Here is a 13,115-nt window from a genome sequence, read left to right on the forward strand (position 1 = left end):
GGGCGGCGCGCGCGGGGCGGGAGGCGCGGCGGGGCCGCAGGGCGCCGATTCCGCGCCGCAGGCGCGACCGCAGCCATGAGTCCGGGGCGACGCTCTCGGTCGGTTCCATTCCCGTCCCTCTCACAGCCGGCGGTGCCCACGCCACGCGGACTCGAGTCCTAGACAGCCGCGTCTGAAAACCTTTCCTCTGCTCTCGGCGAGCAGGCGATGCCCCATCCCGCAACGGGGCACGGCAGGCGCACACCTCAACAGTAGGCCGCAGAAGGCTTCCACGGGCAGCGGTCGTCTACGGTTGCCCGAATGCGACCCGGCCACCCGTATGCATCTGGTATGCGCTGAACGGGTGGCCTTCAACCGCTACTCTTCGGTCGGAAGCGCGACCTCCCGGGCGGCGTCCGCCCCTTGTTCGAGCAGGACCGCGAAGCCGTCCTCGTTCAGCACCGGAACCTTCAGTTGCATGGCCTTGTCGTACTTCGAACCGGGGTTGTCCCCCACTACGACGAATCCGGTCTTCTTTGAAACGGAACCGGTGACTTTCGCTCCGCGGCTCTGCAGCGCCTCTTTCGCGCCATCCCGGGTGTGGTTCAGGAGCGTTCCGGTGACGACGACGGTGAGCCCTTCGAGCGGCCGGGGGCCCTCGTCCTCGGCGCCGCCCTCCTCCTCCATGCGGACCCCGGCGGCGCGCCACTTGCGGATGATCTCCTGGTGCCAGTCCTCCGCGAACCACTCCTTGAGCGACTTCGCGACGGTCTCGCCGACGCCGTCGGTGTTCTTCAGCTCCTCCTCCGTGGCCTGCTCGATGCGGTCGATCGAGCGGAACTCGCGGGCCAGCGCCTCGGCGGCGACGGGGCCGACGTGACGGATCGACAGGCTGGTGAGCACGCGGGCCAGGGGGCGTTCCTTGGCGGCGGCGATGTTCTCCAGCATGGCGAGGGCGTTCTTGCGCGCGCCGCCCTCCTGGTTGGCGAAGACCAGGGCGACCTTCTCCTCGCCGGTCTCCGGGTCGCGCTTGGGCAGGCCGCTGGTCTGGTCGAGGACGTGGGCCTTGATGGGCAGGAGCTGCTCGATGGTGAGGTCGAACAGGTCACCCTCGTTGGCCAGCGGCGGCTCGGCGGGCTCCAGGGGGTCGGTCAGGGCGGCGGCGGAGACATAGCCGAAGTGCTCGATGTCCAGGCACTTGCGGCCCGCCAGATAGAACATCCGCTCGCGCAACTGGGCCCGGCAGGTGCGGGCGTTGGGGCAGCGGAGGTCGATGTCCCCCTCCTTCATGGCCCGCAGGGCCGTGCCGCACTCGGGGCACTCGGCGGGCATGACGAACTCGCGCTCGCTGCCGTCGCGCAGGTCGGCGACGGGGCCGAGGATCTCCGGGATGACGTCACCGGCCTTGCGGATGACGACGGTGTCGCCGATGAGGACGCCCTTGGCCTTCACCACGTCCTGGTTGTGCAGGGTGGCGAACTCGACCTCCGAGCCCGCGACGGTGACGGGCTCCACCTGCGCGTACGGGGTGACGCGGCCGGTGCGGCCGACGCCGACCCGGATGTCGATCAGCTTGGTGTTGACCTCCTCCGGCGCGTACTTCCAGGCGATGGCCCAGCGCGGGGCGCGCGAGGTGGAGCCGAGGCGGCCCTGGAGCGGGATCTCGTCGAGCTTGACGACGACGCCGTCGATCTCGTGCTCGACGGAGTGGCGGTTCTCGCCGAAGTGGGCGATGAACTTCCGCACCTCGTCCAGGTCTTGGACGACCTTGTTGTGCCGCGCGGTGGGCAGGCCCCACTCGCGAAGGAGCTCATAGGCGTGCGACAGGCAGTCGATGTCGAAGCCCTCGCGGGCGCCGATGCCGTGCACCACCATGTGCAGCGGGCGGGTGGCCGTGACGCGGGGGTCCTTCTGGCGCAGCGAACCCGCCGCCGCGTTGCGCGGGTTGGCGAAGGGCTTGTCGCCCGCCGCCACCAGGCGGGCGTTCAGCTCCGCGAACCTCTTCATGGGGAAGAAGACCTCGCCGCGGATCTCCACGAGCGCGGGGACGCGGTCGCCCTGGAGGCGGTCGGGGATGTCGGTGATCGTGCGCACGTTCGGCGTGATGTCCTCGCCGGTGCGGCCGTCGCCGCGGGTGGCGGCGCGGGTGAGCCTGCCGTTCTCGTACGTCAGGTTCACCGCGAGGCCGTCGACCTTGAGCTCGCACAGGAAGTGGTACTCGCTGGTGCCGACCTCCTTGGCGACGCGCTCGGCCCAGGCGGCCAGACCCTCGTCGTCGAAGGCGTTGTCGAGCGAGAGCATGCGCTCGCGGTGCTCGACGGAGGCGAAGTCCGTCTCGTAGGAACCGGCGACCTTCTGCGTCGGCGAGTCGGGCGTGCGCAGCTGCGGGTGCTCGTCCTCCAGCGCCTCCAGCGAGCGCAGGAGCGTGTCGAACTCGGCGTCGCTGATGACCGGTTGGTCCTTCACGTAGTACCGGAAGCGGTGCTCCTCGATCCGCTCGGCCAGCTGGGCGTGCTGCTCGCGCGCCTCGGCCGGCACCGCGCCTTCCTGTTCGACAGCCACCGTCTCGTCCTCCCGTTTACCTTCAGACCCGTTACTCAGGGTTGTCCGCGAGTGATCTCGCCGCCCGGGCGCAGTGCGCGAGCGCCGCACGGGCATATGCGGGCGAAGCGCCCGCGAGACCGCACGACGGGGTGACCGCGACCGACTCCGCGAGCGATCCCGGAGGCAGCCCCAGCCTGCGCCACAACGTCCTGACACCCATGACGCTACCGGCAGGGTCTGACAACGGGCCTGCCGTGCCCGGCACGACACCGGCGAACAGCTTCGTCCCGGCCTCGATGGCCTCACCAAGGATTTCGTCGTCACGCTCGGTGAGCAGGGAGAAGTCGAACGACAGGCCGTGCGCACCCGCCCTGCGCAGCAGCGCGAACGGCACGTCGGGCGCGCAGGAGTGCACCACGACGGGCCCTTCGTGGACGCCCATCACCTCGCGCAGCGCGCTCTCCACGACCTGGCGGTCCACCGCCCGGTGAGTGCGGTACTCGCTGGCGGTCTTGATCCGGCCGCGCAGCACGGCGGTGAGCGACGGCTCGTCGAGCTGGAGCACGAGGCGCGCGCCCGGCACCCGCTTCTGCACGTCCGCGAGGTGGGCGCGCAGGCCCTCGGCGAGCGACACGGCGAGGTCGCGGCAGGCGCCAGGGTCGGAGACGGCCGCCTCGCCGTTCCTCAGCTCCAGGGCGGCGGCGAGCGTCCAGGGCCCGACGGCCTGCACCTTCAGCGGGCCCTCGTAGCCCTGCGTGAACTCCTCCAGGGCGTCGAGGTCCTCCCCCAGCCAGGACACCGCGCGCCGCGTGTCCCGGCCCGGCCGGTCGCCGACGCGCCAGCCGCTGGGCTCCACGCGCGCGTACACCTCGACGAGCAGCCCGGCGGTGCGGCCGATCATGTCGGCGCCGGGTCCGCGCGCGGGCAGCTCCGCGAGGTACGGCGTGCCCTGGCCGGGCTCCGCGAAGGTGCCGGTGACGGTCTTCGCGGTCTCACGGGCGTCGCCGCCCGGCATGGATCCGACGCCGGTGGCCACGCCCCACCACTGGGTGCCGTCCTGCATCGCGCTCACCGTCCCGGCCGCACCGTCAGGTCGTTGACCTCGGCGTCGCGCGGCAGGTCGAGGGCCATCACGATCGTCGTGGCCACGGACTCGGGGTCGATCCACTGCCCGGCGTCGTACTCCTTGCCCTCCTGCTGGTGCACCTTGACCTGCATGGGGCTCGCCGTGCGGCCGGGGTAGACGGAGGTGACGCGGACGCCGTTGCCGTGCTCCTCGTTGCGCAGGGAGTCGGCGAGGGCCTTCAGGCCGTGCTTGGAGGCGGCGTAGGCGGACCAGTCGGCGCTCGCGCGCAGGCCCGCCCCGGAGTTCACGAAGACCACGTGGCCCTGGGTGACGCGGAGTTGGGGCAGGAAGTGCCGGGTCAGCTCGGCGGGCGCGATCAGGTTCACGTTCAGCTGGTGGCGCCAGGCCTTGGGGGTGAGCTCGCCGACCGGGCCGAGGTCGACGACGCCCGCGATGTGCAGCAGGGAGTCCACGCGGCCCGGGAGCGCCTGGTGCGAGAAGGCCCAGGAGAGCCGGTCCGGGTCGTTCAGGTCGCCGACGAGGGTGCTCGCGCCCGGGAACTCGGCGGCGAGCTCCTTGGCGCGGCCCGCGTCGCGCGCGTGCAGCACGAGGTCGTCGCCGCGCGCGTGGAGACGGCGGGCCACGGCGGCGCCGATGCCGGAGCCCGCCCCGGTGATCACATGAGTTGCCATGCGCTTATGGTCGCATTCCGGTCGCGTGTGCCCGGACCGCGAGCCGGAGGTACGCGACCGGGGCGGGTCCGGCGGCCGGGGGCGGGTCCGGCGGCCGGGCGGGCCGGGGCGCCTCCGGGGGCGGCGGGTGCCCCCTGGCCCCGCCAGGGCTCAGCGCACGCCCGTGGACTCCTCCAGGTAGGCCAGCGCGCCCACCGGCTCCTCGGCGAAGAACACCAGGTCGGTCAGCGGCACCGGCAGGAAGCCCTCGTCCTCCATGCGGCGGAACTGCTGCTTCAATCCGTCGTAGAAGCCCGCCGTGTTGAGCAGCACCACTGGCTTGTCCTGCTTGCCGTGCTTCTTCAGCTCCAGGATCTCGGTGGCCTCGTCGAGGGTGCCCGTGCCGCCGACCATGACCACGACCGCGTCGGCCTTCTCCAGGAGCAGCGCCTTCCGCTCGGCGAGGTCCTCGGCTATCACCATGTCGTCCACGCCCGGCCGGGCCTTGGCGGCGAGGAAGTCGACGGAGACCCCCACGAGACGGCCGCCCGCCTCCTGCACGCCGTCCGCCACAACCTTCATCAGGCCCACGTCCGAGCCGCCCCACACCAGGGTGTGGCCGCCCTTGCCCAGCAGCTCGGCGAACTCGCGGGCGGGGCGGGTGTAGGTCTCGGACAGGTCGGCGGCGGAAAGGAAGACGCAGATGTTCATGGGCTCACCGTACGTGCCGCCACTGACAGCCCGGCTGGCGGCGGGCGGGGGGCGGCAGGGGGCAGGCGGCGGAAGAAGACCGCCGCCGCGCGCGCTGTACGAGGCGTACGAGGCCCTTCGAAGCCCTATGAGGCTCTACGAGGCTCTACGAAGCGACCCAAGCGAAAGGGATGACCGTGACCGCAGGACATCGCATCACCATCGAGCAGGGCACGCAGCACGTGCGCGTGGAGCACGACGGGCAGGTCGTGGCGGAGAGCAAGCGCCCCCTGGTGCTGCGCGAGACGGGCTGCCCGGTGCGCTACTACCTGCCGCCACAGGACGTGCGCACCGATCTGCTCACACCGTCCGGCACGCACACGTACTGCCCCTTCAAGGGCACGGCCTCCTACTGGTCGCTGCCGGGCGGCGAGGACCAGGTGTGGGCGTATCCGGAGCCCAAGGCCGAGGTGGCCGAGATCAAGGACCACCTGTGCTTCTACGGGGCCGAGGAGGTGGCCGAGGCCTCCTGAGGGACGGCCGTGAACGTCCTGCGGTAGGCGGCGGGCGACACGCCGAGCACGGAACGCATGTGCTGCCGCAGGGAGTTGGCGGTGCCGAACCCGGCGCGGTGGGCCACCAGGTCGATGGAGAGGTCGCTGGTCTCCAGTAGATGGCGGGCGACCTCGATGCGCTGGGCCGTGAGCCAGCGGCCCGGCGTGGTGCCCACCTCGTCGCGGAACCGGCGCGTGAACGTGCGCAGGCTCATGCGCGCGTGGTCCGCCATCTCACCGAGCGTCAGCGGCTCCTGGAGGCGTTCGAGCGCCCACGCGCGCGTGGGCGCCGTGGTGGCGACCGTGGGCTCGGGGACGGGCCGTTCGATGTACTGGGCCTGTCCGCCGTCGCGCCACGGCGGCACGACGCAGCGGCGGGCCACGTGGTTGGCGACGGCGCTGCCGTGGTCGCGGCGCACCAGGTGCAGGCACAGGTCGACCCCGGCGGCGACGCCCGCCGAGGTGAGGATGTCGCCGTCGTCCACGAAGAGCACGTCCTCGTCGAGCCGTACGCGCGGGAACTCGCGCCGGAAGCGCTCGGCGACCTGCCAGTGCGTCGTCGCGGGCCGCCCGTCGAGCAGCCCCGCCGCCGCCAGGACGAACGAGGCGCTGCAGAACGACACCAGGCGCGTGCCCGGGCGCACCCGCGCGAACGCGGCGGCCAGCGGCGCGGGCAGGCCGTCGGCCGCCGATGCCCGGTCGCAGGGGGTCGCGGGCGGGATCACCACGGTGTCGGCGTCCCCGAGCGCCTCGGGGCCGTGCTCGACGGCCACGGAGAAGCCCGCGTCGGTCCACACGGGGCGCCCGTCCGCCGTGCACACCACGACCTCGTACAGCGGCCGCCCCGCCGCGTCCTCCGCGTTGCCGAAGACGCGCGAGGCGATGCCCAGCTCGAAGGCGTACACGCCGTCCAGGGCCAGGACGGCGACGCGGTGGGGGCGGCCGGGTGCGGTGAACGAGCTCATGGCCAGATCCTGTCACATCATGGCCAAACTGCCAGCACCACGGTGGGCCGCCGGGCCGCACGCTGGTGATCGCCCGCCGGTACTCCGGCGCCCGCTCACCGCAAAGGATCAAGACCAATGAGCTCCCCCAGCGACCACCCGGCCCCCTCGACCCTCTCGACGACCTCGACGACCTCGACGCCCCCGGCCCACTCGCCCCGCCCGACCATGCGTGCCGTCAGCCCGCGCGCGTGGGGCGCCCCCGACGTCCTGGTCACCGTAGAGGTGGACCGCCCCGAGCCGGGGCTCACCGAGATCCTGGTCAAGGTGCACGCGGCGGGCGTGAACCCCGTCGACTGGAAGACGCGTGCCGCGGGCGCGTTCGGCACCTGGGGCGACACGCCGATCCTCGGCTACGACGTCTCGGGAACCGTCGAGGCCGTGGGCCCCGGGGTGACCCTCTTCGCGCCGGGTGACGAGGTGTTCGGCATGCCACGCTTCCCGGAGCAGGCGGGCGGCTACGCCGAGTACGTGACCGCGCCCGCGCGCCGCTTCGCGCGCAAGCCCGCCGCCGTCGACCACGTCCAGGCGGCCGCTCTGCCGCTGGCCGCGCTGACCGCCTGGCAGGGCCTGGTCGAGACGGCGGGCCTGCGCGCCGGGCAGCGGGTCCTGATCCACGCCGCCGCGGGCGGTGTGGGCCACCTGGCCGTGCAGATCGCCAAGGCGCACGGCGCGTACGTCATCGGCACGGCGCGCGCCGACAAGCACGACTTCCTGCGGGGCCTCGGCGCGGACGAGCTGATCGACTACACGACGACGGACTTCGCGCAGGCGCTGCGGGACGTCGACGTCGTCCTGGACGGGGTCGGCGGCGAGTACGGCCCCCGGTCGCTGCCCGTCCTTCGCCGGGGCGGCCACCTGGTCACCCTCCCCGACCCGGGCGGGCTCCCCGACGCCGCGCGGGCGGCGGAGCTCGGCGTCCACGCGGGCTGGACGGTCGTCGAGCCCGACCGCCACGGCATGCTGGAGATCGCCCGCCTGGTGGAGGAGGGCAAGCTGCGCGCGGAGATCGACAAGGTGCTGCCCCTGGAGAACGCGGCCGAGGCGCACGCCTACGGAGAGCGCGGCCGCACCCAGGGCAAGATCGTGCTCCAGGTGACCTGACCGGCCGCGCCCCCTTCAGGCCGCGCTCAGCGGCTCAGCAGGGCCGCGACGAGGGGCCGTCGTAGCGTGCCCAGAGCGCCCGCCAGTCGCGGTCGTACAGGACGATGTTGGAGTCCGCCTGAACCCGCAGCCACGCGTCCCGGCCGCCGCACCCGTGCGTCCCCAGGTTCCACAGGGGATTGCCCTGGCCGTCGTAGACGACGACGTTCCCGTCCCGCTGCATCCACAGCGACACGTTCCAGCCGCGGGTGTCGGTCTCCCAGACCGGGGTGTACTTGGTGACGTCGTGGTCGTAGAGGACGACGTTGCCGTCGTCCTGGACCCACAGCTCGTACCAGCGCCACCCCAGCTCGATGCTGACCGCAATGTACTTGTTCCGGGTGAGGCACTCCCCCGGCTTCAGGTAGTCGTGGTAGCCCCAGCCCTGCGGGGGTGTGGAGCAGCCGGAGTCGGGGAAGGCCGACGGCTTCACCGCGCCTTTGGAGCGCACCGGCCCCGAGAGGAGCCCCTTCTTCCTGGCCTCCTGGAGCGTGGGCAGGCCCTTCAGGGGCGCCGACGGCAGCGTGGGGACCTTGTCGCCCTTCTTCGGGCGGACGGACTTCGGGGGGACCGGGTGGGGTGCCGTGGGCGCGCTCGCCCGGGTGGCATCGGGGCGCGACTGGGCCGTGGCGGCGGGAGCCAGGGACCCCAGGGCGAGGACGGCGGTGAGCGCCGTGGTGACCAGAGTGGTGCGGCGGTTCATGGAGGTGTCGGCTTTCGTCAGCACGGGCGGGTGGAGGGGCCGTCGAAGCGCGCCCAGAGGGGGCCCCAGTCGCGGTCGTAGAGGACGAGGTTGGCGTCCGCCTGGACCCGCAGCCACGCGCCCCAGTCGCCGCACCCGTGCGTCCCCAGGTTCCACAGGGGATTGCCCTGGCCGTCGTAGACGACGACGTTGCCGTCCCGCTGCATCCACAGCGACACGTTCCAACCACGGGTGTTGGTCTGCCAGACCGGTCGGTAACCCGAGTCGTTCCTGTAGAGGACGACGTTGCCGTCCTCCTGGACCCACAGCTCGTACCACATCAGGGTGTGGATGTAGGCGGCGATGAACTTGCCCTGGGTCAGGCACTCACCGGGCTTGAGGTAGTCGTGGTAGCCCCAGCCCTGCGGCGGTTCGGAGCAGTTCGCTTCGGGGAAGGCCTGCGCCGTCACCCCGCCCTTGGACTTCACCGGCCCCGCCAGGAGCCCCTTCTTCTTGGCCTCCTGGAGCGTGGGCAGGCCCTTCAGGGGCGCCGACGGCAGCACGGGGACCTTCTTGTCGCCCTTCTTGAGCTGGACGGCCTTCGGGGGCCCCGGGTGGGACGGCGTGGGCGTGGTCGCCCGCGGGGCGTCCGGGCGCGGCTGGGCCACGGCTCCGGTCGCCAGGGTGCCGAGGGCGAGGGTGGCGGCGAGCGCTGCCGTGAAGAGGGACGCTCCGCGTCGGGCAGCGCGCGCCGGGGGTCTGCTGGAGATCATGCGGCCATGTCACCGCATGATGATCAACGGCTGGTCAACGCGGCATAAATGAGGCCCCGGGGGATCAGACGGCCGCCGCCCGAGCCCCGGAGGGTCAGACAGCCGCCGCCGCGGCCCGCCGCGTCGTGGCGATCGTCGCCGAGCCCACCACACGCGTGCCGTCGTACAGGACGATCGCCTGGCCGGGGGCGACGCCCCGCACCGGCTCCGCGAAGGAGACCCGCAGCTCGCCGTCGGCCGTCAGCTCCGCCGTGACCGGCGTCTCGTCGCCGTGGGCGCGCAGCTGCGCGGTGTAGGTGCCCACTCCGGAGGGGGCCGCCCCGCACCAGCGGGGCTTGATGGCCGTCAGGGCGGTCACGTCCAGGGCGGCGGCGGGGCCGACCGTCACCGTGTTGTTCACCGGCGAGATGTCCAGGACGTAGCGCGGCTTGCCGTCGGGGGCGGGCGTGCCGATCCTGAGGCCCTTGCGCTGGCCGATGGTGAAGCCGAACGCGCCCTCGTGGGAGCCGACGACCGCGCCGGACTCGTCGACGATGTCGCCCTCGGCCTTGCCGAGGCGGGAGGCGAGGAAGCCCTGGGTGTCACCGTCGGCGATGAAGCAGATGTCGTGGGAGTCCGGCTTCTTCGCGACCGCGAGGCCCCGGCGCTCGGCCTCCGCGCGGATCTCGTCCTTCGTCGTCACCGTGTCGCCGAGCGGGAACAGCGCGTGGGCGAGCTGGCGGTCGTCCAGGACGCCGAGCACGTACGACTGGTCCTTGGCCATGTCCGAGGCGCGGTGCAGCTCGCGCGTGCCGTCCTCGCGGACGATCACCTGCGCGTAGTGGCCGGTGCAGACCGCGTCGAAGCCGAGGGCGAGGGCCTTGTCCAGGAGCGCGGCGAACTTGATCTTCTCGTTGCAGCGCAGGCAGGGGTTGGGGGTGCGCCCGGCCTCGTACTCGGCGATGAAGTCCTCGACGACGTCCTCGCGGAAGCGCTCGGCGAGGTCCCAGACGTAGAACGGAATGCCGATGACGTCGGCGGCGCGGCGCGCGTCACGGGAGTCCTCGATGGTGCAGCACCCGCGCGCGCCGGTGCGGAACGACTGCGGGTTCGCCGAGAGCGCGAGGTGCACGCCGGTCACGTCGTGCCCGGCTTCGGCGGCGCGGGCGGCGGCGACGGCGGAGTCCACACCGCCGGACATGGCGGCGAGGACACGGAGCGGGCGGCTGGTGCGCGGCGGGGTCTGCGAAGTCATAGCCCTAACAGGGTACGGGTCGACGGGAACCTCCCGCCCGTTCGTATCCGTTGACGATCACATGGGGGACGAGAGCGAGAAGGACGAGACCGAGAAGGGCTCAGGCACGGACGGCGGCGCGAGCGTGCCTCCCGAGCCCCGGCGCGGCCCGGGCAGGCGCGCCCTGCTGATCGGCGGCGCCGCGGTGGGCCTCGGCGCCGCCGTCCTGGCCCGGGACGAGCTGGGCCGCCTGTGGTGGCGCCTGCCCGGGGTGGTGAAGAAGCGCGAGGAGGGCGCGGTGGACGCCCCCGGCGCCCAGTGGATAGCGGCCTCCAGCGCGAACTGGCGGCGCGCGGACCGCCCCTCCGACTACGACATCGACCGCGTGGTGATCCACGTGGTCCAGGGCGGGTACGCGACGGCGCTGAAGGTGTTCAAGGACCCGGGCCACGGCGCCGCCGCGCACTACGTGGTCCGCAAGGACGGCCACATAGCGCAGATGATCCGCGAGCTCGACGTGGCGTTCCACGCGGGCAGCAGGGACATGAACGAACGCAGCGTGGGCATCGAGCACGAGGGCTTCGTCGACAAGAAGGAGTCCTTCACCCCCGCGATGTACGCGTCATCGGCGCGGCTCACGGCCGGGATCTGCGAGCGGTACGACATCCCGGTGGACCGCGAGCACATCATCGGCCACGTGGAGGTCGACGGCACGGACCACACCGACCCGGGACCGCACTGGGACTGGGACCGCTATCTGCGCCTCGTGCGGCGGGAACGGCACAGACCCGCCCGCTCCAGAGCGAGCGCGACGCCTAGCTGAGGCCCGCCGTCAGCTGAGGCCCGCCGTCCGCGCCCGCTCCACCGCGGGCCCGATCGCCGCCGCCACCGCGTCGACGTCCGCCTTGGTCGAGGTGTGGCCGAGGGAGAAGCGCAGCGTGCCGCGCGCGAGGTCGGGGTCGGTGCCGGTGGCGAGCAGCACATGGCTGGGCTGGGCGACGCCCGCGGTGCAGGCCGAGCCGGTCGAGCACGCGATGCCCTGGGCGTCCAGGAGCAGGAGCAGCGAGTCGCCCTCGCAGCCGGGGAAGGTGAAGTGGGCGTTGGCGGGCAGCCGGCCCGCGGGGTCCGGGTCGCCGCCGAGCAGGGCGTCGGGGACGGTGCCGCGGACCGCGGCGACGAGGTCGTCGCGCAGGGCGCCCACCTCCAGGGCGAACCGCTCGCGGCGCTCGGCGGCGAGCCGCCCGGCCACGGCGAAGGCGGCGATCGCGGGCACGTCGAGGGTGCCGGAGCGCACATGCCGCTCCTGGCCGCCGCCGTGGAGCACGGGCACGGGGCTGTAGGCGCGGCCGAGCAGCAGCGCGCCGATGCCGTAGGGGCCGCCGATCTTGTGGCCGGACACGGTCATCGCGGCGAGCCCGGACGCCTCGAAGTCGACGGGCACCTGCCCGAAGGCCTGGACGGCGTCGGCGTGCAGGGGCACGTCGAACTCGGCGCAGACATCGGCCAGTTCACGCACCGGCTGGAGGGTGCCGATCTCGTTGTTGGCCCACATGACGGTGGCGAGGGCGACGCTGGCGGGGTCGCGGGCGATGGCCTCGCGGAGGGCTTCGGGGTGCACGCGGCCGTACGCGTCGACGGGGAGGTACTCGACGGTGGCGCCCTCGTGCTCGCCGAGCCAGTCGACGGCGTCGAGGACGGCGTGGTGCTCGACGGGGCTGGCGAGGACCCGGGTGCGGGCCGGAGCACCTTCTCCGGCGTACCGCCGGGACCAGTACAGGCCCTTCACCGCGAGGTTGTCGGCCTCGGTGCCGCCGGAGGTGAACACCACTTCGCTGGGGCGGGCGCCGAGGGAGGCGGCGAGCGTCTCGCGGGACTCCTCGACGGTGCGCCGGGCCCGGCGGCCCGCCGCGTGCAGCGAGGAGGCGTTGCCGGTGGCGGAGAGCTGCGCGGTCATCGCCGCGATCGCCTCCGGGAGCATCGGCGTGGTCGCGGCGTGGTCGAGGTAGGCCATGGTGGGCACGATTCTACGAGCCGCGCCCCGGCGGCCGGACCCCGGTGGCCCGGTCCGGACCACGCCCCGGCGCGCGCGGTCCTGGTCAGCCCGCGAGGCTCCAGGAGACCGTGCCGTCGGCGACGACGAGAGCGGCGAGGAGGACGAGGTCGGCGACGCCGAGCCCGAGCCCGAGCAGCGCCCGGCCCCGCCGGGCGGTACCGCCCCGCAGGGCGGCGCAGGCGAGGGCGATCGCGACGGGCCCGAGCACGACGTTCAGGACGAGCAGACCGAGCAGCCCGAGGACGAAGGAGGCCACGGCCATGCCGTCGGTGTCCCGCCGCCCGACGGGCCGCGACCCGCCCCCCTCAGCGGACGGCTCAGCGGACGGCTCGGCGACCGGCTCCGTGGACGGCCCAGCCACCGGCTCCGTGGACGCCTCGGCGACCGGCTTCGCGGATGACTTCGCGCACGGCTTCAGCGCGGTGAGTTCCATGGTGCGACTCCTCGGGGTGAGGCGGATGTCGTACGAGACGGAGCACGCGCCGCTCAGCGGTGCCGCGCGCGGCGCTCGCGCACCGCGAAGACGGCGAGCCACAGCCCGATGACGGCGGCCAGGGCGAGCGTGACGGGCAGCGGGGTGTGCGCCACGGTGCCCAGGGCGACGCCTAGGAGCAGGAGGGCGGCGACGAGGAACAGCATGAGGGAACGCCTCTCTTCGGTGAACGCTTGTGGTTACAACTGTTCACTGACTAGTCAGCCTACTCGTCTCGCGGCTTTCAAAACTCGGAGAACAGTTGTTAACT

Annotated in this window: 14 protein-coding genes; 3 read left to right on the forward strand and 11 right to left on the reverse strand. The window is 72.9% G+C overall.

The features are described from left to right. Positions 1-357 precede the first annotated feature (357 nt). The 4 genes from ligA to AC07A4_RS29520 form a co-directional block, all read right to left on the reverse strand. Positions 358-2,541: an NAD-dependent DNA ligase LigA gene (gene ligA, locus AC07A4_RS29505; RefSeq protein WP_478604202.1), complete on the reverse strand. Its 2,184-nt coding sequence runs from the start codon at positions 2,539-2,541 to the stop codon at positions 358-360. A 31-nt stretch (positions 2,542-2,572) separates the two neighbouring features. Then, a complete protein-coding gene (locus AC07A4_RS29510) occupies positions 2,573-3,586 on the reverse strand; it encodes a methionine synthase (RefSeq protein ID WP_478604350.1) in 1,014 nt (337 codons plus the stop codon). Positions 3,587-3,591: 5 nt separating this feature from the next. Beyond that, positions 3,592-4,281: an SDR family oxidoreductase gene (locus tag AC07A4_RS29515; RefSeq protein ID WP_478604205.1), complete on the reverse strand. Its 690-nt coding sequence runs from the start codon at positions 4,279-4,281 to the stop codon at positions 3,592-3,594. Positions 4,282-4,431: 150 nt separating this feature from the next. Next, the gene (locus tag AC07A4_RS29520; protein ID WP_478604208.1) at positions 4,432-4,971 is read right to left on the reverse strand and encodes an LOG family protein; all 540 of its coding nucleotides are present in this window, start codon (positions 4,969-4,971) and stop codon (positions 4,432-4,434) included. Between the two features lie 170 nt (positions 4,972-5,141). Here AC07A4_RS29520 and AC07A4_RS29525 point away from each other — a divergent pair, with 170 nt between their 5' ends. Beyond that, a complete protein-coding gene (locus AC07A4_RS29525; protein ID WP_478604211.1) occupies positions 5,142-5,483 on the forward strand; it encodes a DUF427 domain-containing protein in 342 nt (113 codons plus the stop codon). On the opposite strand, the gene AC07A4_RS29530 is transcribed toward AC07A4_RS29525, so the two are convergent. Beyond that, positions 5,450-6,469 (reverse strand): GlxA family transcriptional regulator, encoded by a 1,020-nt coding sequence (locus AC07A4_RS29530; RefSeq protein ID WP_478604214.1) that lies wholly within the window; start codon positions 6,467-6,469, stop codon positions 5,450-5,452. The two genes, AC07A4_RS29525 and AC07A4_RS29530, sit on opposite strands and share 34 nt — an antisense overlap. A 207-nt stretch (positions 6,470-6,676) precedes the next feature. Between AC07A4_RS29530 and AC07A4_RS29535 the strand changes: the two genes are divergently transcribed. Continuing rightward, a complete protein-coding gene (locus tag AC07A4_RS29535) occupies positions 6,677-7,612 on the forward strand; it encodes an NADP-dependent oxidoreductase (protein WP_478604353.1) in 936 nt (311 codons plus the stop codon). A 34-nt stretch (positions 7,613-7,646) separates the two neighbouring features. Here AC07A4_RS29535 and AC07A4_RS29540 read toward each other — a convergent pair whose 3' ends face one another. From AC07A4_RS29540 to mnmA, 3 genes are all read right to left on the reverse strand, one after another. Continuing rightward, positions 7,647-8,378 (reverse strand): hypothetical protein, encoded by a 732-nt coding sequence (locus tag AC07A4_RS29540; RefSeq protein WP_478604217.1) that lies wholly within the window; start codon positions 8,376-8,378, stop codon positions 7,647-7,649. Then, positions 8,372-9,106, reverse strand: coding sequence for a hypothetical protein (locus AC07A4_RS29545; RefSeq protein ID WP_478604220.1), 735 nt, complete (start codon positions 9,104-9,106; stop codon positions 8,372-8,374). Before AC07A4_RS29545 ends, AC07A4_RS29540 begins: the two co-directional genes overlap by 7 nt. Positions 9,107-9,200: 94 nt before the next feature. Continuing rightward, positions 9,201-10,340, reverse strand: a complete 1,140-nt coding sequence (gene mnmA / locus AC07A4_RS29550; protein WP_478604223.1) for a tRNA 2-thiouridine(34) synthase MnmA — start codon at positions 10,338-10,340, stop codon at positions 9,201-9,203. A gap of 61 nt (positions 10,341-10,401) precedes the next feature. On the opposite strand from mnmA, the gene AC07A4_RS29555 reads away from it, so the two are divergent. Then, positions 10,402-11,142, forward strand: a complete 741-nt coding sequence (locus AC07A4_RS29555; RefSeq protein ID WP_478604226.1) for an N-acetylmuramoyl-L-alanine amidase — start codon at positions 10,402-10,404, stop codon at positions 11,140-11,142. Positions 11,143-11,151: 9 nt separating this feature from the next. Here AC07A4_RS29555 and AC07A4_RS29560 read toward each other — a convergent pair whose 3' ends face one another. The 3 genes from AC07A4_RS29560 to AC07A4_RS29570 all read right to left on the reverse strand — a co-directional run bounded on the left by AC07A4_RS29560 (position 11,152) and on the right by AC07A4_RS29570 (position 13,011). Next, positions 11,152-12,330: a cysteine desulfurase family protein gene (locus AC07A4_RS29560; RefSeq protein WP_478604228.1), complete on the reverse strand. Its 1,179-nt coding sequence runs from the start codon at positions 12,328-12,330 to the stop codon at positions 11,152-11,154. Positions 12,331-12,415: 85 nt separating this feature from the next. Beyond that, positions 12,416-12,805 carry a hypothetical protein gene (locus AC07A4_RS29565; protein WP_478604231.1) on the reverse strand — a complete coding sequence of 130 codons (390 nt, stop codon included), beginning with the start codon at positions 12,803-12,805 and terminating at the stop codon, positions 12,416-12,418. Between the two features lie 53 nt (positions 12,806-12,858). Next, a complete protein-coding gene (locus tag AC07A4_RS29570; protein WP_478604234.1) occupies positions 12,859-13,011 on the reverse strand; it encodes a hypothetical protein in 153 nt (50 codons plus the stop codon). Between the last annotated feature and the right edge of the window lie 104 nt (positions 13,012-13,115).

This window comes from Streptomyces sp. NPDC043996 (genome assembly GCF_056435225.1).